This is a genomic window from Bordetella genomosp. 7, assembly GCF_002261265.1.
Classification (GTDB): domain Bacteria; phylum Pseudomonadota; class Gammaproteobacteria; order Burkholderiales; family Burkholderiaceae_B; genus Bordetella_A.
The window spans coordinates 127506-151018 of sequence record NZ_NEVK01000008.1; the positions used below are offsets into that span (position 1 = coordinate 127506).

At 63.6% G+C, this 23513-nt stretch carries 22 protein-coding genes; 14 read left to right on the top strand and 8 right to left on the bottom strand.

Translation table 11 applies throughout. The features are described 5' to 3' along the window. The first annotated feature begins 41 nt into the window (after positions 1-41). On the top strand, positions 42-950 hold the full coding sequence (locus CAL19_RS16475) for a LysR family transcriptional regulator (protein ID WP_094797426.1): 909 nt from the start codon (positions 42-44) through the stop codon (positions 948-950). Here CAL19_RS16475 and CAL19_RS16480 read toward each other — a convergent pair. The 6 genes from CAL19_RS16480 to CAL19_RS16505 are packed head-to-tail and all read right to left on the bottom strand — an operon-like array spanning position 940 to position 5855. Further along, a complete protein-coding gene (locus CAL19_RS16480) occupies positions 940-1662 on the bottom strand; it encodes an amino acid ABC transporter ATP-binding protein (RefSeq protein ID WP_026641417.1) in 723 nt (240 codons plus the stop codon). The genes CAL19_RS16475 and CAL19_RS16480 overlap by 11 nt on opposite strands. A 12-nt stretch (positions 1663-1674) precedes the next feature. Then, complete coding sequence (locus tag CAL19_RS16485; protein ID WP_026641416.1) at positions 1675-2367, bottom strand: amino acid ABC transporter permease; 693 nt, start codon at positions 2365-2367, stop codon at positions 1675-1677. A gap of 6 nt (positions 2368-2373) precedes the next feature. Then, positions 2374-3078, bottom strand: coding sequence for an amino acid ABC transporter permease (locus CAL19_RS16490; RefSeq protein ID WP_026641415.1), 705 nt, complete (start codon positions 3076-3078; stop codon positions 2374-2376). Between the two features lie 24 nt (positions 3079-3102). After that, positions 3103-3933, bottom strand: a complete 831-nt coding sequence (locus tag CAL19_RS16495) for an ABC transporter substrate-binding protein (protein ID WP_051423925.1) — start codon at positions 3931-3933, stop codon at positions 3103-3105. Between the two features lie 18 nt (positions 3934-3951). Continuing rightward, the gene (locus CAL19_RS16500; RefSeq protein ID WP_094797427.1) at positions 3952-5181 is read right to left on the bottom strand and encodes an aminotransferase class I/II-fold pyridoxal phosphate-dependent enzyme; all 1230 of its coding nucleotides are present in this window, start codon (positions 5179-5181) and stop codon (positions 3952-3954) included. Between the two features lie 8 nt (positions 5182-5189). Next, on the bottom strand, positions 5190-5855 hold the full coding sequence (locus CAL19_RS16505) for an RraA family protein (RefSeq protein WP_094797428.1): 666 nt from the start codon (positions 5853-5855) through the stop codon (positions 5190-5192). A 346-nt stretch (positions 5856-6201) separates the two neighbouring features. Here CAL19_RS16505 and CAL19_RS16510 point away from each other — a divergent pair, with 346 nt between their 5' ends. From CAL19_RS16510 to CAL19_RS16560, 11 genes are all read left to right on the top strand, one after another. Then, complete coding sequence (locus CAL19_RS16510; RefSeq protein WP_026641411.1) at positions 6202-6759, top strand: sigma-70 family RNA polymerase sigma factor; 558 nt, start codon at positions 6202-6204, stop codon at positions 6757-6759. A 1-nt stretch (position 6760) separates the two neighbouring features. Further along, the gene (locus CAL19_RS16515) at positions 6761-7813 is read left to right on the top strand and encodes a FecR domain-containing protein (RefSeq protein ID WP_094797429.1); all 1053 of its coding nucleotides are present in this window, start codon (positions 6761-6763) and stop codon (positions 7811-7813) included. A 316-nt stretch (positions 7814-8129) separates the two neighbouring features. Next, positions 8130-10382, top strand: a complete 2253-nt coding sequence (locus CAL19_RS16520) for a TonB-dependent siderophore receptor (protein WP_170941559.1) — start codon at positions 8130-8132, stop codon at positions 10380-10382. A 101-nt stretch (positions 10383-10483) separates the two neighbouring features. Beyond that, positions 10484-10765: a peptidylprolyl isomerase gene (locus CAL19_RS16525; protein WP_026641408.1), complete on the top strand. Its 282-nt coding sequence runs from the start codon at positions 10484-10486 to the stop codon at positions 10763-10765. Between the two features lie 99 nt (positions 10766-10864). Continuing rightward, a complete protein-coding gene (gene kynU / locus CAL19_RS16530; RefSeq protein ID WP_094797431.1) occupies positions 10865-12115 on the top strand; it encodes a kynureninase in 1251 nt (416 codons plus the stop codon). A gap of 175 nt (positions 12116-12290) precedes the next feature. Further along, entirely contained in the window at positions 12291-12854 is a 564-nt protein-coding gene (locus tag CAL19_RS16535) for a fimbrial protein (protein ID WP_081745788.1), read from the top strand. Between the two features lie 170 nt (positions 12855-13024). Further along, positions 13025-13591, top strand: coding sequence for a fimbrial protein (locus tag CAL19_RS16540; protein ID WP_094797432.1), 567 nt, complete (start codon positions 13025-13027; stop codon positions 13589-13591). A 124-nt stretch (positions 13592-13715) separates the two neighbouring features. Beyond that, positions 13716-14462, top strand: a complete 747-nt coding sequence (locus CAL19_RS16545; RefSeq protein WP_094797433.1) for a fimbrial biogenesis chaperone — start codon at positions 13716-13718, stop codon at positions 14460-14462. 31 nt (positions 14463-14493) lie between these two features. Next, a complete protein-coding gene (locus CAL19_RS16550; RefSeq protein ID WP_094797434.1) occupies positions 14494-17064 on the top strand; it encodes a fimbria/pilus outer membrane usher protein in 2571 nt (856 codons plus the stop codon). A 1-nt stretch (position 17065) separates the two neighbouring features. Continuing rightward, on the top strand, positions 17066-18187 hold the full coding sequence (locus tag CAL19_RS16555) for a fimbrial protein (RefSeq protein ID WP_094797435.1): 1122 nt from the start codon (positions 17066-17068) through the stop codon (positions 18185-18187). A gap of 429 nt (positions 18188-18616) precedes the next feature. Beyond that, positions 18617-19759 carry a hybrid sensor histidine kinase/response regulator gene (locus CAL19_RS16560; RefSeq protein WP_170941560.1) on the top strand — a complete coding sequence of 381 codons (1143 nt, stop codon included), beginning with the start codon at positions 18617-18619 and terminating at the stop codon, positions 19757-19759. Positions 19760-19764: 5 nt separating this feature from the next. On the opposite strand, the gene CAL19_RS16565 is transcribed toward CAL19_RS16560, so the two are convergent. Together CAL19_RS16565 and CAL19_RS16570 are read right to left on the bottom strand one after the other, a co-directional pair. After that, a complete protein-coding gene (locus CAL19_RS16565) occupies positions 19765-20163 on the bottom strand; it encodes an Hpt domain-containing protein (RefSeq protein ID WP_170941561.1) in 399 nt (132 codons plus the stop codon). A gap of 124 nt (positions 20164-20287) precedes the next feature. Beyond that, positions 20288-20911, bottom strand: coding sequence for a response regulator transcription factor (locus CAL19_RS16570; protein WP_094797438.1), 624 nt, complete (start codon positions 20909-20911; stop codon positions 20288-20290). Between the two features lie 163 nt (positions 20912-21074). Between CAL19_RS16570 and CAL19_RS16575 the strand changes: the two genes are divergently transcribed. Next, positions 21075-21965: an EamA family transporter gene (locus CAL19_RS16575; protein ID WP_026641400.1), complete on the top strand. Its 891-nt coding sequence runs from the start codon at positions 21075-21077 to the stop codon at positions 21963-21965. A 477-nt stretch (positions 21966-22442) separates the two neighbouring features. Continuing rightward, a complete protein-coding gene (locus tag CAL19_RS16580; protein ID WP_094797439.1) occupies positions 22443-23495 on the top strand; it encodes a hemin-degrading factor in 1053 nt (350 codons plus the stop codon). The last annotated feature ends 18 nt before the right edge of the window (positions 23496-23513 follow it).

Consider the following 23513-nt stretch of genomic DNA (forward strand, 5'->3'; position numbering starts at 1 on the left):
CGGGGCTACAATTCGCCCCAACCACGGCTACCGGCGTTGCCATGCTGACCTTCAAGCAAATCGAGGCGCTTTATTGGGTAGTGCAGCTGGGCGGCTTCGCCAATGCGGCCGAACGCCTCAATACCACCCAGTCGGCCATTACCAAGCGCATCCAGGAACTGGAAACCAGTTTCAACATCCAGATCTTCGATCGCAGCGGCCAGAAGGCCACGCTGACGCGCACCGGCGAAGACTTGCTGGAACTGGCTGCCGACCTGCTCGCGCGGCGCGACCAGATGCTGTTGAAGATGAAGGGGTTCAAGCCCTTTACGGGCTCGCTGCGCCTGGGCATTACCGAAATTACCGCCATGACGTGGCTGCCCCAGTTGATGCAGGCCTTGCGCGCGGCGTTTCCCGAACTGGCGGTGCAGCTGAAGATCGGCATGGCGTGGAACCTGCAGCAGAACCTGCTGAGCGGCCAGCTGGACATGGCCATTCTGCACTGGGAAATCCGTAACCCCCACCTGGAAAGCGAGCCGCTTGCGCAGGTGGACTTCGGCTGGGCAGGCAGCCCGGCGCTGATTTCGCCGGCCAAGGTCTACACGCCGGAAGACATATCCCGCATGAACGTCATCAGGCAGGACCCGGATTCGGCCCTGAATGTTATCTATGACGAATGGCTGGCGCCCTACACGGCGCAGACAAACCTGTTCACCATCAACAGCCTGCAGGCCATGGTGGGCCTGACGGTGGCCGGCCTGGGCGTGGCCTGTATTCCGCTGGGGTACTTTTCAGACCTGTTCAAGAGCCGCAAGCTGGTGCAGGTGCGCACCACCAAGCCGCTGCCTACGTCTATGTACTGCGCCATGTACGCCCGGCAATCCAATCCGATGTTCTATCGGGAAATCGCGCGCATCGCGCGCGACGTATGCGACTTTACCCGCCCCTATGGCGGCGGGCTCAGTGTCTGATGTCGGCCAGGAACTTGCGCGCCCGTTCGGTTTGCGGCTGCGCGAAAAACTGCGCGGGCGGCGCCTGCTCGACCAGGCGTCCGGCGTCCATGAACCACACAGAGTCGGCCACGTCCCGGGCAAAGTTCATTTCGTGCGTGACGCAAACCATGGTCATGCCTTCGGCCGCCAGTGACTTCATCACCAGCAGCACCTCGTTGACCATTTCGGGATCCAGCGCGCTGGTGGGCTCGTCAAAAAGCATGATGCGCGGCTTCATGGCCAGCGCGCGCGCAATGGCCACGCGCTGCTGCTGGCCGCCCGACAGTTCGCCCGGATAGGCGTCGGCCTTGTGCGCCAGGCCCACGCGCTCGAGCAGGGCCTCGGCATGCTGTCGCGCCTGGCTTTTGCCCATGCGCTTGAGCAGCACCGGCGCCATCATCAGGTTTTCGCGCACGTTCATGTGCGGGAACAGGTTGAACGACTGAAACACAAAGCCTATATGGCTGCGCATTTCATCGAGCGACCCGCAGCGGTAAACATCCACCCCGTCGACCAGGATGCTGCCTTTCTGGATGGGTTCAAGCCGGTTGATGGTGCGGATCAGCGTCGACTTGCCCGACCCGGACGGCCCGCACACCACCAGGACTTCGCCCTGTCGCACGCTGGCGTTGATATCGTCGAGGGCAAGGTAATCGCCATACCATTTACTGACGTTCTTGAATTCGATCATGTTAGACAAAGCCTAGGCAGCCACGGTGCGCTTTCCGCCCATGCGGGCCTCAACGAGCTTGACGATGCCGGTAAGAATCAGGTTTAGCACGAAGTAAGTCAGCGCCAGCAGCGCAAACACTTCGAACGGCTTGGTCAGCAGCATATTGTTTACCTGCGCCGCGGCGAACGTGAGTTCGTGCACGCTGATCACAAAGCCCAGCGATGTTTCCTTCACCGTCGAGATGAACTGGCTGAGCATGCTGGGAATGGTGTTGTACAGGGCCTGCGGCAGCACGATCTTGCGCATGGCCTGCATGTGCGACAGGCCCAGCGAGCGTCCCGCTTCCATCTGGCCGGCCGGCAGCGCCTGGATGCCGCTGCGGATGATCTCGGCCAGGTAGGCGCCTTCGTAGATGATCAGCGCCGCGGCCATGGTGACCACGCCGCTGACGGAATTGCCTATCAGCAGCGGAAGGAAGAAGTACGCCCAGAAGATGAACATGATGAGCGGCAACCCGCGCACCAGGTACACCACGGCCGTGGCCGGCCAGTAAAACACCTTGAGCGAGCTGATGCGCCCCAGCGCCAGCAGCACGCCCAGCGGAAACGCCAGCGCCAGGCTCACGAGCGCCAGGCCCACTGTTGCCACCAGGCCGCCCATGGGGCCATGGGGCCACTGGCCCACCAGCAGCAACAGCCAGTTATCAGAAAGTATTTCCAGCATGACGGCCTACCGGGTCCTGGCCACGTACGCGACCCGCTTGGATAAATGGGCGCCGCCGGCCATCAGCAGCAGCGAAATTGCCAGGTACAGCACCGTCACGACGAAATAGATCTCGAAAGTCTTGAATGTGGCGGATTCGATCTCGCGCCCCGCCCCGGTGAGTTCGATCAGGCCGATGGCCATGGCCAGGCTGGTGTTCTTGAACAGCAGCAGCGTCTGGTTGGTAAGCGGCGGAATCGATATCTTGAACGCCTGCGGCAGTATCACCTTGCGCATGGCCTGCAGATAGCCCAGCCCCAGGCTGCGCGCCGCTTCCATCTGGCCACGCGGAATGGCGCGTATGGCGCTGCGCAGATCTTCGCTGACATACGCCGCGGTAACCAGGCCGATGGCAACCGATGAGTAGAAGAATTCGCCGCCCACCAGGTTGATGACATCGTTGATGGCCGGCGGCACGATGGACGCCACGCCGAAGTACCACAGCAAAATGTGCACCAGCATGGGAACATTGCGGTGAAACGCCACGTATACCGCGATGGCGTAGTTCAGCACGCGTATGTTCAGCATGCGCAGCACCGCAAGGGCGCTGCCCAGGCCGAAGGCCAGCAGCCAGGCGAACAAGGTCATCTGAAGGGTGGTGACCAGCCCTCCAAGAATCAGCGACGGGTAGCCGTTACTCAGTAACGCACCGAAATCCAATGTGTAGTTCATAAGCAGCTACCCGCCCCGCCGGGCTCAACCCTTGATTTCTTCGACCTTGAACACGCGCTTGGTCGGGAACTTGGTATCCGGACCGAACCAGCGTTCGAAGATCGCCTGCATCTTGCCCGATGCTTCAAGGTCGGCCAGCACCTTGTTCACTTCGGTGCGCAGGCCGTCTTCACCCTTGGCCATGCCGATGCCCCAGGGTTCGACGAACAGCGGGTCTTCGATGATCTCGAGCTTGACGGGCGACTGCTCGGCGTCTTGCTTGAACTTCAACAGCATCAGCTCAGACCCCACGAAACCCGACACCTTCTTCTGCTGCAGCGCCATGAACGCGGTGGGCGGATCCTTGAACGTCACCGTGGTCACATCGGGAATCAGGCGCTTGGCGCCGGCCTCGGACGACGAGCCCGATACGGCGCTGACGCGCTTGCCGGCCAGGTCGCCGTTGGTCTTCAGGGCGTCGGCATCGTCGCGGCGGATCAGGATTTTCTGCGGGCTGACGTAGTGCTGGTAGCTGTAGTCGATCTGCTTGGCGCGGTCGGGGCTCCAGCCCAGGTTGGCCGCCACCACGTCGACGCGCCCGCCGGCCAGTTCGGGAATACGGGCCGCCACGGCGATCATCTTGACGTCCAGCTTCACGCCCAGGTGATCGGCAATTTCTTTGCACAGGTCGATTTCATAGCCCACGACCTGGCGGGTGGCCGGGTCCTGGAAGCTGAACGGCTCGGACGTGCCCAGCGTGCCGCACACCAGCGTGCCGCGCGCCTTGATATCGGACAGCGCATCGGCATGCGCGACGCCGGCCACGCCCAGGCAGGCCACCAATGGCAATGCCTTCAGAATTTTCTTGAAGTTCATGGTTTTCTCCTTGCGATGTTATTGAAGTTGGCCGCATGCCCACGACAGCTTTTCGCAGCCGACCCGTATGGTGTCCAGGTCGGTGGCAAAACTCATGCGCATATAGCCGGGGTTGCCATAAGCGGTGCCATCCAGCACGGCCACGCCTGCGGCGTCAAGCAGGTAATGCACGAAGTCCAGGTCGTTGGCGATGATCTTGCCCTGGGGGGTGCGCTTGCCCAGGAAGCCCTGGATATTGGGAAACACATAGAACGCGCCGGCCGGGCTGGCGCACGACATCGACTCGATGCCATTGAGCAGGCCGACGATCAGGTCGCGCCGCTCTTTGTAGATGGCCACGGTGTCGGCCACGCATTGCTGGTCGGCCGTCAGCGCCGTGGCCGCCGCCACCTGGCAGATCTGGCTGGCGCACGAGGTCGACTGCGATATCAGCGTGGAAATCGCCTTGGCCATCCAGGCCGGGCCGGCCGCGTAGCCCACGCGCCAACCCGTCATCGCATAGGCCTTCGATACGCCATTGACCAGCAGCACGCGCGGAGCCAATTCCGGCTTTACCGACAGCGCCGACACATAGCGGCCATCGTAGCAAAAGTGCTCGTAGATCTCGTCGACCATCAGCAGCACGTGCGGGTGGCGCTCCAGCACCGCCAGCAAGGCGGCCAGCTCGGATTCGGTGTACGTAGCGCCGGACGGATTGTTGGGCGCATTGAGCAGCAGCCACTTCGTGCGCGGCGTAATGGCGGCTTCCAGCGCTTCGGGAGTCAGTTTGAAGTCCTGCGCCTCGGTCGTGGACAAAATGACCGGCTGCCCCTCGTTGATCAGCACCATGTCCGGATACGAGACCCAGTATGGCGTGGGGATGATCACTTCGTCGCCGGCGTCCAGCGTTGCCTGCAGGGCCGAGAAAATCAGTTGCTTGGCGCCCGTGCCCACCACCAGCTGGTCCAGGCCGAACGACAGGCCGTTTTCGCGTTGGTACTTCTGCTGCACGGCCTGCAGCAGTTCGCGAATGCCTGACGAAGATGTGTACTTCACATCGCCGCGCTCGATGGCGTCAATGCCCGCGCGGGCAATATGCGCGGGCGTGCGCAGGTCGGGCTCGCCTATGGTGAAGTCGATGATGGTCTGGCCTTCGGCGCGCAGGGCATCCACCTTGCGCTTGGCCGCCATGCTGGGCGACGGCTTGATGGCGCTCATGCGCCGGGCCAGGAACCTGGCGGAATCTTGTTGCTCGGGTGTTGCGGTCATGATGTCTCTTACAGCAGGTTCTTCGCTTCCAGTACGGGGTGCAGCCAGCTCTGGCGTTCGGCGCCAGAGGCGATCTCGGCCATGATCCGTTCTTCCTTGGCCGCGTGCTCGCGCGCCTTTTGCACCAGCGCGTCGGCCTGGCTTGCGGGGAAGGACACGATGCCGTCCTCATCACCCACAATGACGTCACCCGGCTGGATGACCTGCCCGCCGATGCTCACCGGCGCATTGACTTCGCCCGGGCCGTCCTTATAGGGACCGCGGTGCACGTGCCCGCGCGCATAGCAGGGAAAGTCGTCGTTCTCGAATGCCGCCACGTCGCGAATGGCGCCGTCCACGATCAGGCCGGCGCAGCCGCGCTGCTGCAGGTACCGCTTCATGATCTCGCCCACGCAGGCGTTGGACAGCTCGCCGCCGGCATCCACCACCAGCACATGTCCGGGCTGGATCAGCGTCATGGCCTTGTAGATGAACAGGTTGTCGCCGGGACGCGTCTTTACGGTCAGCGCGCTGCCCACCAGCTTGCCGCGGCGGTTATACCGGTTCAGGCCGACCACGCCCCGCTGCCGGTGCAGGTGGTCGCTCAGGTGCGGCGTGACGATGGACTGCAAAGCGGTGGCCAGTTCGGCACTGAGAACCGGCGGGGCGGGATGGATGGCGTATGAGTTCTGCATGGTTAGGCTCCTGAAGTGCCGATCATGCAAAAAACCCCCGCAAGCTAAAAGGGAATTAAAGTCCTTAAGTCTTATTCTTTTTAGGAATGTTACGTCGCCTTGTTCTGAAATACCTGGCGCGAGTTAGATTTTCATTCTATTAAACAAGAACTTACGATTCGGCATGCCGCTGCGCGCCCTGAACGGCGCACCGGCGCCCCATGCACCAAACGAGGGCAGACAAGGGTAAATCCCGATAAGTTGCAAGGTGCATATCGTGCGCAGCAAGGCGTTTGTCTTTTAAACAAAAACAATTTCTATTACCATCCAGACGTCCTCTCCGAAACCGCCATGGAGCGACCGGATCTTGACCGCCGCGCCCCCCCTATCGCCCCAGCCGTCGATCGACGCGCTCTACATCGATCACCACGCTTGGCTCAAGGCATGGTTGCAGCGCCGCCTGGGGAACGCCGCCGATGCGGCCGACCTGGCCCACGATGCTTTCTTGCGCCTTATTGTGAAACCCGCGTCCAGAGGCTTGGCCAGCGGACCAGAGGCGCGCGCGTATTTGCGCGCCATGGCGCAAGGCATGTGCATCAACCTTTGGCGCCGGCGCGAGATCGAGCAAGCCTGGCTCGACACGCTGGCTGCACAGCCCGCGAGCGTCGCACCTTCTGCCGAACGCCAGGCCGTCGTGCTGCAAGCCCTGCAGGAGATTGCCGCGCTGCTGCAAAGCCTGCCCGCAAAGGCCTCGCAGGCGTTCTTGTTGTCGGCCGTAGGCGGCATGACGGCGGCGGAAATCGGCAGCGAACTCGGTGTGTCATCGCGCATGGTGCGCAAGTACGTGGCGCAGGCCATGCTGCGCTGCATTCAGGCGCAGGCGGCCCACACCGCCGCCGGGCTGCGAGGCATGCCGCCCGACTGATATGGCCGATCCGCACGACATCCCCGCGCATCTGCGCCTGTCGGGAAGCGGCAACGATCACGCATCCCCGCCACACGAAGTCATGGAGCGAGCGGCGTCCTGGTACGCACTGTTGGTGTCTGGCGACGCGCGCCCCGCCGACTGGGAAGACTGGCAAGCGTGGCTCTCGGTCCATCCGTACCATCGCCAGGCATGGCAATATGTGGAGTCGGTCAGCCAGCAGGTGCTGTCGCCTCTGCACGGCGCAGCAGACGCGAAGCTGCTCGCCGCCAATGTCGGAAATGCACAGTCGCGGGCTCGCGCAAGGCGACGACTGCTGCTGGGCTTGGGCGTGACCGCCGGCGCCGGCATGCTGGGCTGGGCCGCCCGTCCGCAAGGGCCGCTGGAAGGTATCACGGCAACGCTGGGGGCAGACTACCGCAGCGGCATAGGTGACATCCGCGAATTCACCCTGCCCGACGGCTCCCGGGCGTGGCTCAACACCCGCACCGCCCTGGACGTTGCCATGGGCGGCGAGCTGCGCCGTCTGACATTGACGTATGGCGAAATATTGGTGGCCACGGCGCACGGTGATCCGCGGCCCTTCGTCGTGGACACGCCGCAAGGGCGGATGCAGGCCCTGGGCACCCGATACACCGTGCGCCGCGAGGCGGGGCAGACCTTCCTGGCCGTCTATGAAGGCGCGGTCGAAATCCGCACGGCGGGCCCCGGCGGCGCCCGCGTCGTCGCGGCCGGATGGCAGACCCGGTTCGATAGGGATCACATCGCAAGCCAGTCACCCGCCGACATTGCCCGCCAGGCCTGGGCGCGCGGCGAACTCATTGCGTCGGATTTGTCCGTAGCGCAGGTCGTCCAAGAACTGGGCCGCTACTACCCTGGCCACATCAGCCTGGCTGCCGACGTGGCGCAACGGCGCGTATTCGGCACGTTTCCGCTGCGCGACCTGGACGGCGCGCTGGCGATGCTGGCGCAAGCGGCGTCACTACATGTGCGACGGCCGCTGCCGTTCTGGATATCGGTCGCAGATCGCGCGGCTGCTTCGCCGCCCGAATGATTTTGCCCCTTTGAGTTCCGCTTTTCGCCCTTTCGATTGATTCATGGGTAGAGAAGGCCTCGTCGTCACTATCCGCCTGACAGCGGACGGGCGAGCGCGGCCCTGCCCTATTGAATCTAAAGGAACTCGCCTGATGCCCCGGTGCCCACAGCCCCATTCCAACCCTGCCCCGACCCGGCCTCGCCCCCAGGGTTGCCGCGCCGGCGCGTGGCCGCGCGCGGCGGCGGCTGCGGCCGTCGCCACGACGATGGGGCTGAGCCCGCTGCCCGGTCGCGTGTACGCAGCGGCCCCGCCAGGCCACCCCTCTATCCCCGGCATGCCAGCGCCCCAACGCAGCTATGACATACCGGCGGGCCCGCTGCACGCGGCGCTGATGCGTTTTGCAAGCGAAGCCGGCATTTATCTGGCCGGCTCGATTGAGCTGACCAACGGCAAGAGCAGCCCGGGCCTGCGGGGCAGCTATACCCCACAACAAGGCCTGGCGCGCCTGCTCGCCGGCAGCGGCCTGCGCGCCGTGCCCGATGCTAACAGGCGATATGTGTTGCAACCCATGCCTCAGGCTGCGGTAAGCGAGCTGCCGACAGTGACCGTCACCGGGCAGTCTGAATCCGCTACCGGGCCGGTAGTGGGGTACATGGCGCAGCGCAGTGCCACAGCCACCAAGACCGACACTGCCATTCTCGAAACACCGCAATCGATCTCCGTGGTCACCGCCAGTCAGATCCGCGATACGGCGTCCAACACGCTGGACCAAGCCCTGGTGTACAGCGCTGGTGTGCGCACGTCCATCTATGGGGCAAGCTCGCGCATGGACACGGTACAGGCGCGCGGAGTGGAAATTGAAGACATCTTCCTGGACGGCCTGAAAGACCGAGTCAACTTCTGGACCAGCACGCCGCGCGTCGAACCGTACCTGATGGAACGCATGGAAGTGCTGCGCGGCCCTTCATCCATGCTGTATGGGCAAGGAGGCACCGGCGGCCTGATCAACAATGTGAGCAAGCTTCCGCAAGCCGAAGCGAGCCACGAACTGGGCGTACAGATAGGCAGCCATGACGCGCGCCAGCTACAGGCCGACCTGACCGGCCCGCTGACCGAAGACGGAACATGGCTGTACCGCCTGGTGGCGCTGGGCCGCGAAGCCGGCACACAGGTCGACTATGGCAAGGACGACCGCCAGCTGATCGCGCCCTCGCTCACCTGGACGCCCAGCGCAGACACTGAACTGACGTTGCGGCTCAAGTGGCAGAAAGACCGCGCCAGCGGCGACTCCGGCAGCACACTGCCCTGGGAGGGCACGATCTGGCCCAATCCCAACGGCCGCATCTCAAGACACACGTTCGTGGGGCAACCCGGCCTGGATCATTTCAACGCCGACAGTCTGCAGGCCGGCTGGTCGTTCCGCCAGGCATTGAGTGACCAATGGACGTTCCGGCAAAGCACCCGCTGGACGGACAACAGAACCGACTACGCAGCCTTCGATGTATACGCCCCGTACCTGGACCCGCAACAGCGCACGCTCAACCGCGCCGGATACTTCTGGAAGCACCACACGCAGATACTGGCCACCGACCAGAACCTGCTGGGCAACTTCTCCACCGGCCCGGTCTCGCACCAACTGCTGGTGGGCCTGGATTACATGCGCTATCGCGACTCGGGCTCGGGCATCGACGACTACACCGGACTCGCGCCTATCGACGTATACGACCCGGTCTACCAAGTGGGGTACCAGCCGCCGCCGCGCGAGCCGATTGCGACCAGCGGCGTCAAACAACTGGGCATCTACATCCAGGACGAAATGCGCTGGCGCGACTGGATACTGCTGGCCGGGTGGCGGCACGACGAATCCACCAACTGGGAAGACGGCACGGACGACCGCAACGACAGAGCAGATTCACTGCGCGTCGGGCTGATGTACGAAATCGCGCCGGGCCTGCTCCCCTACGTCAGCTATGCCGAATCGTTCATGCCGCAAGCCAACACCAGCCAGGGCCAGCGCCTGCGGCCGCTACGCGGCAAGCAATGGGAAGCCGGCGTCAAGTATGAGCCGCCCGCAAAGAACTGGCGCGCTTCGGCAGCCGTGTTCGAACTGCGCGAAGTCAATCGCGCCGTCGAGGTGTCGCCAACCCAGGTATCTCAGCGCGGCAAGACGCGCAACACCGGCCTGGAACTGGAGTGGGTCGGCTCCCTTACGCCACGCCTGGACATTAACGCCAGCTTTACCTATTTGAATGTCGATCGCGAATTGACCGGCGTGCCCAAGCGTCAGGCGGCAATATGGAGCACGTACCGGTTCTCGCTGGGCAATATCGACGGCTTTACGGCGGGCGCAGGCGTGCACTACGCCAGCAGCTTCGTGGATGAATCCGTCAACGGCACCAACGTGCCCCGCACGCCATCCGTAACCTTGCTGGACGCCATGCTGGCCTGGGAAAACCGCAACTGGCGCGTCGCGCTCAACGCCAACAATCTGACCGACAAGGTGTACTTCACACAGTGCTGGGAATGGGGATCCTGCGCGTATGGGCTGGGCCGCATCGTGACCCTGACCACTACCTATCGGTGGTAACCAGGCGTTTCGGCGCCCCCGGGACCGGCATCTGCGCCGTTTTACTCATGCGGCCGACTAAGGCAATATGGGCGTTCGCTTTAAAAAACTAAGGAATCCTCATGACCCAAGCCACCGCCCGCCATATCCTGGTTTCTACCGAGGCCAAGTGCAACGAGCTGAAGGCCGCCATCGAAAACGGCGCCGATTTCGCCCAAGTGGCGCGCGAACATTCCTCTTGCCCGTCGGGCCGCGACGGCGGCAACCTGGGCACCTTCAGCCCGGGGCAGATGGTTCGCGAATTCGATACCGTCGTGTTCAGCGCCCCGCTGAACCAGGTACAAGGCCCGGTAAAAACACAGTTCGGCTACCACCTGGTAGAAGTCACCGACCGCCAGGACTGATCGCCGCCGCCCGCAGCGCCACGCATGGCGCTGCGCGGCCAGCCGGGCGCTATGCTGCATTGGCTCTGCTAGTATTTGCAGGCACCTTAGGAGCCGAGCATGCATACCCGCGCAGATTGCCAGCACGCCGACCTGCGAGATCCCCTGGCGCCCCTTCGGCAGCAGTTCGAGCTGCCGGACGGCATCATCTACCTTGACGGCAATTCGCTGGGCGTGTTGCCCAAGGCAGCGGCGGCGCGCGCAGCCAGCGTAGTCACCCAGGAATGGGGCAGCGGCCTGATCCGCAGCTGGAACACCGCCGGCTGGTTCGACTTGCCGGCGCGGCTGGGCGACAAGCTGGCCCGGCTGATCGGCGCCGACCCCGGCCAGGTAGTCATCACCGACACCACATCGCTGAACCTGTTCAAGGCGCTGGCCGCCGCATTGCGCATCCAGCAGCATGCCGCGCCCGAGCGGCGCGTCATCGTTTCCGAGCGCGACAACTTTCCCACCGACCTGTACATGATCCAGGGCATGATCGACCTGCTGCAGCAGGGCTACGAAATGCGCCTGATCGACGAACAGCTGCCCCTGGAACAGGCGCTGGACGATTCCGTGGCGGTGGTGGCGCTATCCCATGTCAACTACCGCACCGGCCACCTGCACGACATGGCCGCCGTTACCGCGCGTGCGCACAGCCACGGCGCACTGACCATCTGGGACCTGGCCCATTCCGCCGGCGCCGTGCCAGTCGACCTGACGGGATCGAACGCCGATTTCGCGGTAGGCTGCACATACAAGTACCTGAACGCCGGCCCGGGCGCGCCGGCGTTCATCTGGGTAGCGCCCCGCCACACCGACCAGTTCTGGCAGCCGCTGTCGGGCTGGTGGAGCCACCAGCGGCCCTTCGACATGGCTGTCGACTACGAACCCGCCGCCGGTATCCGCCGCTACCTGTGCGGCACGCAACCCATCGTGTCGCTTTCACTGGTGGAATGCGGCCTGGATATCGCCCTGGCCGCCGACATGAACGAAGTGCGCAAAAAGTCGCTGGCGCTGGGCGACCTGTTCATCCAATTGGTAGAAAGCCGCTGCGCGCAGCATCCGCTGACACTGGTCACCCCCCGCGACCCCGCGCGGCGCGGCAGCCACGTCAGCTTCCGCCATCCGCACGGCTACCAGGTGATGCAGGCGCTGATCGAGCGCGGCGTCATCGGCGACTACCGCGAACCGGAAGTCTTGCGGTTCGGGCTGACGCCGCTGTACCTGGGATATGCCGACGTATGGGACGCTGTGCAGGTACTGAAAGAGGTGCTGGACGGCGAAACGTGGAAGCAAGAACGGTATTCGCGGCGCGGCGCGGTAACCTGATGCGCCGCGGCGCACGCGTTCCGGCAACCGCGCATACCCATCGGAAAAATCCGGCACACAGGGGGAAGTTTCAGACGAAGTAATAACGCACGATCGGACATCATCAGCAAGCATTCCGTCAAGCTGTATCACGGGGCGCCTGCATCGTTGCTGGCGGCGCCCAAAAGAGCCGATCATGACAACCGTCCGACTGCTGCGCTACCTTACGTTGCTCGCCTTAACTTCCGTCGCGCCTTGCGGCCTGGCACAATCCGGCACCTTGTTGTTCCAGGGCACGATCGCCGCCAACAGCTGCGCCGTACATACTCACGCCCATGGCGCACCGGTACGAAGCCTATCGCCCACATTTACCGTCGATCTTCCCACCGTAGGTACCGACGCACTCACCACGCGCGGGCAAACCGCCGGATGGTCGCCGTTTGTCATCCGTATAGGGCAATGCGGCGGGTTCGCCAGGCTGGTTCGAGCACACTTCGAGCCGGGCACCTTCGTCGACCCTGCTACCGGTCGCCTGGACGTCGACGCCCACAGTTCCGCCCGCAATGTGCAGATCGCGCTGCGCGAACAGGGTAGCGCCCGACACATACTCATCGGTGCGCCCGTCGGGCAACAAGGGCCGACGCCGCAACTTCTGCAAGACCACGCCATGCTGGTCTATGAAGCGGGCTATTACGCCCTGGGCCAGGCGTCGCCCGGCAGTGTGCGAACTAGCGTCGAATACAACCTGGTCTATCACTGAGCCTGGCGCCGCTTGGGTTCCATCACCGGGCCCCGCTCGATAAGAACTTTCCTATACCTTGGTCGGAATTTTCATCCATTTTTAAACAGGCTTCATACCTAGACTCCTCTTGCTGCGATCGGCTCTTGAGTGCGCCTGCTCGCCAGCCTTTCATCTTTTAGGAGTCAAACATGAAACTGTCTCGCATTGCCAGCCTGCTCGCGGGCGCTGGGGTTCTGGCCGCCGCCAACGTGGCCCTCGCCAGCGAAGGCACCATCCATTTCACTGGCGAAATCCAGGCCAGCACCTGCGTGGTTGACCACGCCAACCCGCACAGCCAAACAGTAGGCCTGCTGCCGGTCAACGCCACCGCGTTCACCGGCACCGGCAGCACCGCCGGCTGGCAGCAGTTCGAAATCAAACTGAAAGACTGCTCGGGCACCACGTACAGCACGGCCCGTGCCATCTTCGAATCCGGCACCACGGTCAACGCGCAAGGCCGCCTGTACAACACCGATGAAACCGGCAGCGTGGCCGGCGCGGCCACCGGGGTCGAACTGCAGTTGCGCCAAGCCGCAAGCGGCCAGCTGATCACCATCGGCAGCCCCACCCAGGCCGCGCTGGACGGCTTTGACATCGACACCACCGCAGGCACCGCCACGATGCGCTACGAAGCGGGCTATTACGCCGCGGATGCCACGGCCGTAACACCCGGCAGCGTCGCCTCGTCGGTGACCTACTCGGTGAACTACGAGTAAGCGTTTACCGCCTGCGCAGTTTGCGCCTTACCAGGCGCGCTCGTGCGGCCGCGCATGCTTGCTTGCGCGGCCGCACCCCGGCCGCGGCGAACCCTTGGCCGGGCTCGCAAGACCAGGAATTTCCATGCTCATCCGCCGCTTGTTCTCTGCCATATCCGTAGCCATCACATGCGCAGCCGCCTCCGCCCCGGCCGACGCATCGATCGTCATCGGCGCCACCCGCGTCGTTTACGACGCCGCCAGCGGTGAAAAAACCGTGCGTCTTACCAACAAGGCAGCGGCGCCCGTACTGATGCAGGCCTGGCTGGACACCGGAGATCCGCAAGGCGCCCGCTCGGCGCTCGTCGTACCGTTCATCGTCTCGCCTGCCATGGCCCGCATCGATCCTGAGAAAAGCCAGACGCTGCGCATTCTTCATACCGGCGAGCCTCTTGCGCAAGACCGCGAAAGCGTGTTTTGGCTGAACGTGCTTGGCATCCCGCCGCGCCCCGACGCCAACGACCAAAAGAATTTCCTGCAGTTGTCCATCCGCTCGCGCATCAAGCTGTTCTACCGGCCGGCAGGGTTGGCGGGTAGCGCCATGGATGCGGCGGCGAAGCTCAACTGGCGCCTGGCCCGCTCGGGCCCCACCGCACTCGAAGTCACCAATCCCACGCCGTTCTACGTGAGTTTTGCCAGTGTCGAACTCGTTTCAGGCGCCCAGGCTTCTGCAGTGGACGAACCCGGCATGCTGGCTCCCTTCGAAACGCGGACGATGCGCTTGCCACGCGCCGCATCCTCCTCGGCAGGAGCCCGGGTCCGCTATCAGTTCATCAACGACTATGGCGGCACGACTTCCGGCGAAGCCGCATTGCACGACGTTCCGCGCTAGCCGCGCAGCCCTCAGGCAAAGGCTAGATAACATGCTGCCCGTACGCTACATCCCGACCCGACGCCACTCGCTCAACCTGATACTGGCCTCGCTGGCTGCGTCGCTGTGGAACGCGGCCCAGGCTCAGGCCGCACCCACACAGGTCGCAGAAGTTCGGTTCAACGCCGACATGGTGCGCAACTTCGGCGACACGGCTGTGGACGTCAGCCGTTTCAACCGCGGCAACTATGCCGCGCCGGGGGATTACACCGTTCCTGTGGTGGTCAACCACATACAAGCCGGACGCAGCACCGTGAGGGTGCGCCAGCTGGCCGGCGAAGCGTACCCGCAGCCCTGCATAGACGCCGATCTGCTGCTCCTCGCGGGAGTCAACCTTGGTCGGCTGGACGAGCCCACCCATGAACGCCTACGATCGGCGCCGTGCGGTCGATTGCACGACTTCATCCCTGACTCGCACGCCGAATTCGACAACGGCGAACAGCGGCTGACCATGAGCATTCCGCAGATATGGCTAAACCGCAGCGCACGCGGCTATATCGACCCAAAATACTGGAATGAAGGTACCACCGCAGGCGTGCTGCGCTACAACGCGAACTTGTACCGGTACGCCGCCCGCCACGGCAACGACACCACACAGGCCTATGTGGGGCTGGACAGCGGCCTCAATCTTGGCGCCTGGCGACTGCGCCATCGCGGCAACCTGAACTACAGCAAAACCCAAGGTACCCGGTATCAAAGCATACAAACCTATGCGCAGCGTTCGATTGGAACCATAAAGAGCCAGCTCACCGCCGGCGAATTCCATACCGAAGGCGCCGTGCTCGAAAGCATAGGTCTCACGGGCGTGGCCCTGTCCAGCGACGAACGCATGTACCCGGAATCGCAGCGCGGCTATGCCCCCACGATACGCGGCATTGCCAACAGCAATGCCCGCGTACGCGTGCTGCAGAATGGCAACGTCATATACGAAACCACGGTGGCGCCGGGCGAGTTCGAAATCGACGATCTGTACCCCACCGGATATGGTGGCGACCTGCAAGTCGTCGTAACCGAAGCCGATGGCAGCGAACACATATCCATGGTGCCTTACTCGGCACCGGTCAACGCCCTGCGGGCCGGCACAACGCGCTACAGCGTGGCGGCCGGCCAGTACCGCAGCGCGCTGGTCAACGACAAGCCGTATGTCTTCCAGGGCACGGTACGCCATGGTTTCAACAACTTGCTGACGGGGTACGGTGGCGTACTCGCATCCAAGCATTACCTTGCCGGCCAATTGGGCACAGCGCTCAATACCGCCATCGGCGCCTTCGGGTTGGACGCCACCTACGCGCGTGCCAAGTTGAACAACCAGGCCAACCGCACGGGCCAGAGCTATAGCGTGAGCTACTCGCGCTTCTTTGTACCCACCAGCACCAGTGTCACGCTGGCAGCCTATCGATACTCCACCCGCGGGTTTCTCAGCCTGAGCGACACAATGGCATTGCGCTCGCCCGGATCACGGCACGGGTTGCCGCGCCACTATGGCGCCAATGCCAAGGGCCGCCTTCAAGTCATGTTGAACCAGCCATTGGGCGATCGGCTCGGATCAGTGTATTTGTCGGGATACAGCCAGAATTACTGGGGCTACGAAGGCCGTGACACAGAATACCAGGCGGGCTACCGCAACACGTATAAGCAGATCGGCTACAGCATCAGCGCTGCGCGCCAGTACAACGTGTACGACGGCAAGTGGGGCAACACCTACATGCTCAACGTCACCCTGCCGCTGGGCCGGTCTGCGGGTGCACCGAGATCCAGCACCAGCATCCGCCACAACAACCGTGACCACAGCACGTCGATTTACGAAACAGTCAACGGAAGCCTGGGCCGGTCCGACAATCCGCTCTACTACGGCCTGAGCGCGAATCACGTACGGTCGCGCCACGGCATTGCGAACAACGTCAGCGCCAACGCGTCATGGATGTCGCCCTATGCCCAACTGGCAGGCAGTGCCAGCCGATCAAGGTCCGGCAGCCAAAGCAGCGCCAGCATTTCCGGCGCCGCCGTAGCCTGGGGTGGAGGAATGGCGCTGGCGCCAGCGTTAGGCGACACCTTCGCCATCGTGCAAGCGCAAGGTGCCGAAGGGGCGCGCCTAGCCAACATGAACGGCCTGCGGGTAGACGGGCGCGGCTACGGCCTGGTGCCTAACCTGACGCCATACGTACAAAACACGATCGAAGTCGACCCCAAAGGCTTGCCCCTGAACGTGCAGTTCAAATCCACCATCCAGCATGTGGCCCCCACCGCCGGCGCCGTCGTACCCGTGAAGTTCGAAGTGGAAGCCGGCGGCCACGCGGCAGTAATACGCGCGCACCTGGCAGACGGTAGCCCGCTACCCTTCGGCGCCGAAGTCCAGGATGCCCATGGCAACAGCATAGGCACCGTGGCGCAGGGCAGCCGCATCCTGGCCAACAACCTGAAAGACACGGCGGGCCGCCTGCGCGTCAAGTGGGGCGAATCCGTGCTGGAGCATTGTTCGGTGGATTACCGCATTCCCGACAACAACGGCAAGGACACACAGCAGTTCCATCTGTTGCAAGGCACCTGCGCGCAAGGACACTAACATGCCATTGAATGCCATTTACGCCGCGCCCCGTGCCTTTGCACGACAGCCAGCCAGGCCCCTGCTCGCCCGGCTGGTTGCCGTCGCCTCACTGGCATTGGCCTGGGGAACCGCTGATGCGGCGCAGTACTCATGCACCTTCTTCAACCCGAATCGCACACAGTACATTCCGACTCCGACCCAAATCGTGCTAATGCCCGGAATGGAAACCAGCGGAACAAAATTCTCGGCGACCGATCCCGGCCCAGGGGGCCCGGGCCGTACGGTCGACTGCGAGCACGGAGCAAAGATCGAACCTACAGAGGGGTTGCGCAGGAATATTGACATCTACCTATACTTTGACACCCCCTACTACCAATATGTGGATTCGAAAACGATACGCCTGGGAACCTCGAACTTCGGTCTGCGCCTGACGACCGCCGGCCGCACAATCCAGAACAATCCACTGCGCATGGCGTGGGGCGATATAGGGTACCGAAACGATACCTTCGAGATCTGGTACGGCAATGGTGGTCAGGTAGATTTTGAACTGGTCCACTTGGGATCGGGCCCAGTCGACGGAAGCGTGGTAAAGCTGTCGGAATCTGGGCTATTCGCGCGAGCGATGGTTGCGATCAAGGGGGTAGATCCTTATGGCCGGGATTTGGTCTCCAACGAGCTGGTGACTCTATTGTGGAGCAACAACGAAGTTCCAGTTTCTCAAACGACTTGCAAGGTCGCCGATCGCACAGTAACGCTGGGCACCCACGATTTCGGCGGCGGCACGATAGGATCGACGTCGCCCGCCCAAGACTTTGCAATTTCGATGACCAATTGCCCTACTGGCGTGCCGATCTATTACCGCATCGATCCCGCCACTGCGGTGGTTCCTGGCCCCCCGGGCGCAAACTCGTCGCTGATGGAACTGGATAGCAGCACGTCCATTGCGTCTGGTGTCGGCATCCAGCTGCTGCACCAGGACACCTCTCCGTTGCCCCTGGAAACCAAGATCACGCTCACGTCATCCGGCCTTGCTTATCCCAATTATGACCTGCAGCTAAAGGCACGCTATTACCAGATCAGCAATTCGGTAGTGCCCGGAACGGCTAATGCATCGGCCACGGTCACGATTACACACCAATGACTCGACTGCATGGCAAGTGCGATTTGTCGCACGCTCGGCGGCATCTACTTATAGACCCAGGGCGACATCTGCGTAGCATTGCCGGAAGGCTCCGCATGCGCACCGCTTTCATGAACTCGCACGAATTCGCCGCCATGGGTTTGCCGCACCTTCAATGGCCGGAGTGCTTGGCCTCAACCTCTTCGGGCGTCGGCCCATTTGCGTCCACGAACAAGGGCTCGGCCGAGCAAAGTGACATACGGGTCGATTACCTCTCTTTGGCATAGTTTGCCGGGCGTTCCGACTGCATCGATGGCCGTCGCCTGCGTTGCGATACTTGCGGCAGTTGTCGTTCTGGCACTGGGTGCCACGCGCCCATCGAAAAACAATGCCAAACACGGCCACACGCCGGGCAATACGTGCCATACCTGCCGCCAAGCCGAAGCGGCATTGCGCACCAGATCGGCGTTCCTGGCCGCAATAAGCCATGACCTGCGCACCGCCATGAACGCGGTGGTGGGCATGCTGGAACTCACCCTGGTCAGCGGCTCGCTTGGGTTTGCCGAAAAACGTCAGCTCTCCACCGCACTGGATGCGTCGCGCTCGCTGCTGACGCTGGTGAACGACCTGCTCGATCTATCCCAACTGGAGTCGGGCAAGTTTGCCATCAGGCCGCAGGTGGCATCGGTGCCGAACGTGGTGCACGAAGTGCGTGAGCTTTTCGCGGCAACGGCACAGCGCAAGGCGCTGACGCTGGACGCCCGGGTGTCGGGCAGGCTGGCGCCTGCTCACCTGGTTGACACGCTGCGTCTGAAACAAGTCTTGAACAACTTGGTGTCCAACGCCATTTGCCATACACGACGCGGTCGCGTGCGCATCCGGGTGGCGGCGGCGCCTGCCAGCGTATTGCCTACGGGCGCAGGCATTCAATGGATACGGTTTACGGTGTCGGACACTGGCGTCGGCATTCCGCCCGCTGCGCTGCCAACGCTGTTCGAACCGTTTGTGCAGGCCAACACGCCGGGCGCCGAGGGCGGCGTCGGGCTGGGCCTGTCTATCTGCAAGCAGCTGGTAGATGCGATGGGCGGGCGTATCCGGGTCTATAGCAGGCCGCAGCGTGGCACCCGGGTGCACGTAGAACTGCCGCTGGCCATCTCGGATGGCCACGCGGGCGCACTGGCGGGCCCGCCTGCCGCAAAAGCCCGGCTGCCCATACTTGTTGTGGACGATCATGCGCCGAACCGCATTTTGTTGAATCAACAGTTGCAGACGCTGGGGCACCGTGCCGTATGCATCGAAGACGGCGCGCAGGCTTTGGCCGCCACGGAACGGCAAGCCTTCAAGCTGGTGATTTGCGACTGCGCCATGCCGCGCATGAACGGGCTGGAGTTTGTGCGCGCGTTGCGAGCGGGCGGCAGCATGAATGCGGCGGTGCCGGTGCTGGGCTATACGGCCGGCGTGCAGAAGAGCTACGAGCAAGCGCTGCTGAATGCCGGCATGGATGCGGTGCTGGTAAAGCCCGTAGGTCTGGCAGACCTGCAACGGGCCCAGCACGCGCATCTGGCTGGTGAACAACAACCCGGCGGGTCATAGGCGCATTAACGCCGGTGCGAAGCTTCTGCCGTGAACGATCGCTGGGTGGCCGCAAGGTTGGCCCAGCCCTGCAATGCGTGCGACAGGCGCTGCACCGCAGCCGAGAATACGCCAAGCAGGCTTAGCAATGCCTGGCCATCACGTTGTTCGGCCAGCGCTTCCACGCGATGGCATAGCGCGGCCAGGGTGCCGGCGCCCGACAGTTGCGCAGTGTTCTTTATGCGATGCGCGTGCGCGCGCACGTCGGCCCAGTTTTTTTCGGCACAGGCGATCTGGATGTCGTGCAGGTCGGCCTGGTTGGTTTCCAGCAGGCTGGCCAGCAGTTCCGCGGCCACGGCGCTGTCATCGTTGACCAAGCGGAAAACATGCGCGCCTATGGCGCGGCATTCGTCTGCCGTGGGCAATGCTCCGGCTGTAATGAACTGGAAATGCGGCGCCGCAGCGCCTGGCGCGGCCGGCGCCGACGGGGCGGGGTGTGGCGGGCGGGGTAAGACATCCCGTGCTGAAACGACAGCGGCAGTCATGGAATCAGGAAACGATACGGTTCTTGCGCGCGAAGTCGACAAGTTCGACCAGGGTGCGCACGCCCAGCTTGGCCATCAGCCGCGTCTTGTATGTGCTGACCGTTTTGTTGCTGATGAACAGGGTTTCGCCGATGGCTTTGTTGCTCATGCCACTGGCCAGCAGTTTCGTGACGGTGATTTCGCGGTCGGACAGCAGGCTGATGACGTCGGCGGCCGGGCGGGCCGCCGCCTGGGGCGCGGCGCAATCGTCCGGGTACACGCTATAGCCGGCCAACACGGTTTCGATGGCGCGCACGATTTCGGTGACGTCCTGGGTTTTGCTGATGTAGCCCTGCGCCCCCGCCGCCCTGACACGCGGCGCGTACAAGAGGGGATCTTGCGCGGATATGACCAGAATGCGGGTGTCGGGCCTGGCCTGCTTGATACGAGGGATGGTGTCCAGGCCGTTGAGCCGGGGCAAGTCCAGGTCGAGCACTACCAGGCGGGGTTGAACCTCGCGCACCAGACGGACGGCATCTTGCCCGTTGCTTGCTTCGATGATCTGCGTAACGCCCAGCATCTGCGAAAGCTGCTGCCGTATTACCAGCCGCAATGACGGGTGATCGTCGACGATGAGCACGCTAGTCACGAGTTGGTTTACCCATTGCTGTTTGCCTTTTCGGGGTCTTTGCCACAGATAGGCATTGTCGCGACGCAAGCCGTAAACTTTATTGATCTAAGACAAACCGAGCTTGCGTGGCTGATGGCAGTAGCGTCGCCCGCGCCCGCCTGGCAACAGTAGGAACCTGTATATGACGCGCGGCGCGGATGTATTTGCCACCGCCCTGGCCCCGGCCATCTGGGGCAGCACGTATATCGTGACAACCGAGTTCCTGCCCCAGGGGTACCCCTTGACGGTGGCCATGCTGCGAGCCCTGCCTGCAGGGCTGTTGCTGCTGCTGTGGGCGCGACGCCTGCCTCGTGGGATCTGGTGGCTGCGCAGCCTGGCCCTGGGCTCGCTGAACTTCGCGCTGTTCTGGGCCATGCTGTTCGTGACGGCCTACCGGCTGCCCGGCGGGGTCGCCGCCACGCTGGGCGCTATTCAGACACTGATTGTGATCGGACTGGCGCGCGTCCTGCTGGGTTCGCCGGTACGCGGCTGGTCGGTCGTGGCGGCGCTGGCCGGCATAGGCGGCGTGGCCTTGCTGGTGCTGACGCCATCCGCCGCGCTGGACCCCTATGGTGTGGCCGCGGGGCTGGTCGGGGCGGCGGCAATGGCGCTGGGCACCGTCCTGAGCCGCCGGTGGCAGCCGCCGGTGTCTGCGCTTACCTTCGCAAGCTGGCAACTGCTGGCCGGCGGGCTGGTGCTGCTGCCTTTTGCGGCGTGGCTGGAACCGCCCCTGCCGGAACTGACCGCGGCCAATATCGGGGGGCTGGCGTACCTGGCCGTGATAGGCGGCGCTTTTACCTACGCGCTGTGGTTTCGCGGGCTGGCGCGGCTGGGGCCTGCGGCGGTGGCGGCACTGGGGTTTCTGAGCCCCATGACGGCCGTGATACTGGGATGGGGCTTGCTGGGGCAAAGCCTGACGCTGCCGCAACTGGTGGGCATGATCGTCGTTATTGGCAGTGTGTGGGTAGTGCAACGCGCGCAGGCCTCCGCGCCCCGCGCGGCGCCTGGGGTTGCGCGGGCAGAGCGGCGTTGATCTGACGGCCGGAATGTTGGGGACGGCGTGCGTCGGTGTCTGACACCCTTCGGGAGTCAGACACCTGGATTGCTGGCGATGTGCTGCGTCCGGCTGTGAGTGTCTGACACCCTTCAAGAATCAGACACCGGGATTGCTGGCGATCTGCTGCGTTCGGCTGTGAGTGTCAGACACCCTTCGGGAGTCAGACACCTGGATTGCTGGCGATGTGCTGCGTTCGGCTGTGAGTGTCTGACACCCTTCGGGAGTCAGACACCTGGGTCACCTGAGCGGCGCCTGGACTGCGGAACGCGTTGCGCTCGGGTGTCTGACTCCCGAAGGGTGTCTGACACCGGACTGCGCTAGGCACGCTGCTGCCGCGGTGATGGCTGCGCCCGTGCATGCCCTTGGCTGCGGCGCGGGAATTCGGTTGGCGGCGGCGCGCCCGTTTAGAATGAGAGTTGTTCGCAAGTACAACCTCTGTCCGGAGCAGCACTCTTGAGTTCTACCTCGTACGATGAACAGGCAGCTGCGCTGCGCGCGCGCAACGACGCCCTGGCCGCCAGCCAACCCGGGTTGCGGGCCCGCAACCTGGCGCAAGCCCTGGGGGTGTCTGAAGCGCAATGGGTCGCGGCGCAGTGTGGCGGGGTGCGCGCCACCGCGTTGACACGAGCGGAATCGCCGCAGGTTATCGTTCGCGAATTGGGGTCGTTGGGCGAAGTGATGGCGCTGACGCGCAACGAATGGTGCGTGCATGAGCGCCACGGCCGATACGAATCGATCCACGCCGACGGCCCGGTGGGCCTGGTGCTGGGCCCGGATATCGACCTGCGTGTGTTCTTCAGCCAGTGGGACACGGCATGGGCGGTGCAACACGACGGGCGGCACAGCCTGCAGTTTTTCGACAAAGCGGGTGTGGCGGTACACAAGGTGTATTGCACGGACGCCACAGACCGCGCCGCATATGACGCACTGGTGGCGCGCTACGCCGGCGAGCCCGCATGGCCGCAGGCGCAGCCCTACCCTTGCAGCGACGAATCCCATGCGGTGGCCGACCCGCAGGCGCTGCGCGCGGCCTGGCTGGCCATGCAGGACACGCATGAATTTTTCCCGATGCTACGCAAGTTCAAGGTATCGCGCCTGGCCGCGCTGCAGGCTGCCGGCACCGACCTGGCCCAACGCGTGGACCCGGCTGCGGCCGAACAGGCGCTGACCGCCGCCGCCGCATCGGGGCTTTCCATCATGTGCTTCGTGGGCAACCGCGGCATGATCCAGATTCATACCGGGCCGGTATCGAACCTGCGCCGCACGGGCCCCTGGTTCAACGTGCTGGATGCGCGCTTTAACTTGCATCTGAACACGCAGGCCATCGACCAGGCCTGGGTGGTCAGCAAACCCACCAGCGACGGCTGGGTGACTTCGCTGGAGCTTTACTCGGCCAGCGCGGAGCTGATCCTGCAGTTCTTTGGCGAACGCAAGCCCGGCAGACCTGAACTGGCCGAATGGCGCAGCCTGTTGGGCAGCTTGTGCCCGCAGCCGCTGGCCGCCTGACGCCAACTGGGGAACATC

What these genes read in the sequence shown, in the direction of transcription:
- CAL19_RS16550 (WP_094797434.1), top strand. Translation starts at nt 14,494, where the DNA reads ATGCTGCCCGTACGCTACATCCCGACCCGACGCCACTCGCTCAACCTG.
- CAL19_RS16495 (WP_051423925.1), bottom strand. Translation starts at nt 3,933, where the DNA reads ATGAACTTCAAGAAAATTCTGAAGGCATTGCCATTGGTGGCCTGCCTG.
- CAL19_RS16515 (WP_094797429.1), top strand. Translation starts at nt 6,761, where the DNA reads ATGGCCGATCCGCACGACATCCCCGCGCATCTGCGCCTGTCGGGAAGC.
- kynU (WP_094797431.1), top strand. Translation starts at nt 10,865, where the DNA reads ATGCATACCCGCGCAGATTGCCAGCACGCCGACCTGCGAGATCCCCTG.
- CAL19_RS16520 (WP_170941559.1), top strand. Translation starts at nt 8,130, where the DNA reads ATGCCAGCGCCCCAACGCAGCTATGACATACCGGCGGGCCCGCTGCAC.
- CAL19_RS16485 (WP_026641416.1), bottom strand. Translation starts at nt 2,367, where the DNA reads ATGCTGGAAATACTTTCTGATAACTGGCTGTTGCTGCTGGTGGGCCAG.
- CAL19_RS16540 (WP_094797432.1), top strand. Translation starts at nt 13,025, where the DNA reads ATGAAACTGTCTCGCATTGCCAGCCTGCTCGCGGGCGCTGGGGTTCTG.
- CAL19_RS16545 (WP_094797433.1), top strand. Translation starts at nt 13,716, where the DNA reads ATGCTCATCCGCCGCTTGTTCTCTGCCATATCCGTAGCCATCACATGC.
- CAL19_RS16555 (WP_094797435.1), top strand. Translation starts at nt 17,066, where the DNA reads ATGCCATTGAATGCCATTTACGCCGCGCCCCGTGCCTTTGCACGACAG.
- CAL19_RS16535 (WP_081745788.1), top strand. Translation starts at nt 12,291, where the DNA reads ATGACAACCGTCCGACTGCTGCGCTACCTTACGTTGCTCGCCTTAACT.
- CAL19_RS16505 (WP_094797428.1), bottom strand. Translation starts at nt 5,855, where the DNA reads ATGCAGAACTCATACGCCATCCATCCCGCCCCGCCGGTTCTCAGTGCC.
- CAL19_RS16525 (WP_026641408.1), top strand. Translation starts at nt 10,484, where the DNA reads ATGACCCAAGCCACCGCCCGCCATATCCTGGTTTCTACCGAGGCCAAG.
- CAL19_RS16575 (WP_026641400.1), top strand. Translation starts at nt 21,075, where the DNA reads ATGACGCGCGGCGCGGATGTATTTGCCACCGCCCTGGCCCCGGCCATC.
- CAL19_RS16500 (WP_094797427.1), bottom strand. Translation starts at nt 5,181, where the DNA reads ATGACCGCAACACCCGAGCAACAAGATTCCGCCAGGTTCCTGGCCCGG.
- CAL19_RS16490 (WP_026641415.1), bottom strand. Translation starts at nt 3,078, where the DNA reads ATGAACTACACATTGGATTTCGGTGCGTTACTGAGTAACGGCTACCCG.
- CAL19_RS16475 (WP_094797426.1), top strand. Translation starts at nt 42, where the DNA reads ATGCTGACCTTCAAGCAAATCGAGGCGCTTTATTGGGTAGTGCAGCTG.
- CAL19_RS16480 (WP_026641417.1), bottom strand. Translation starts at nt 1,662, where the DNA reads ATGATCGAATTCAAGAACGTCAGTAAATGGTATGGCGATTACCTTGCC.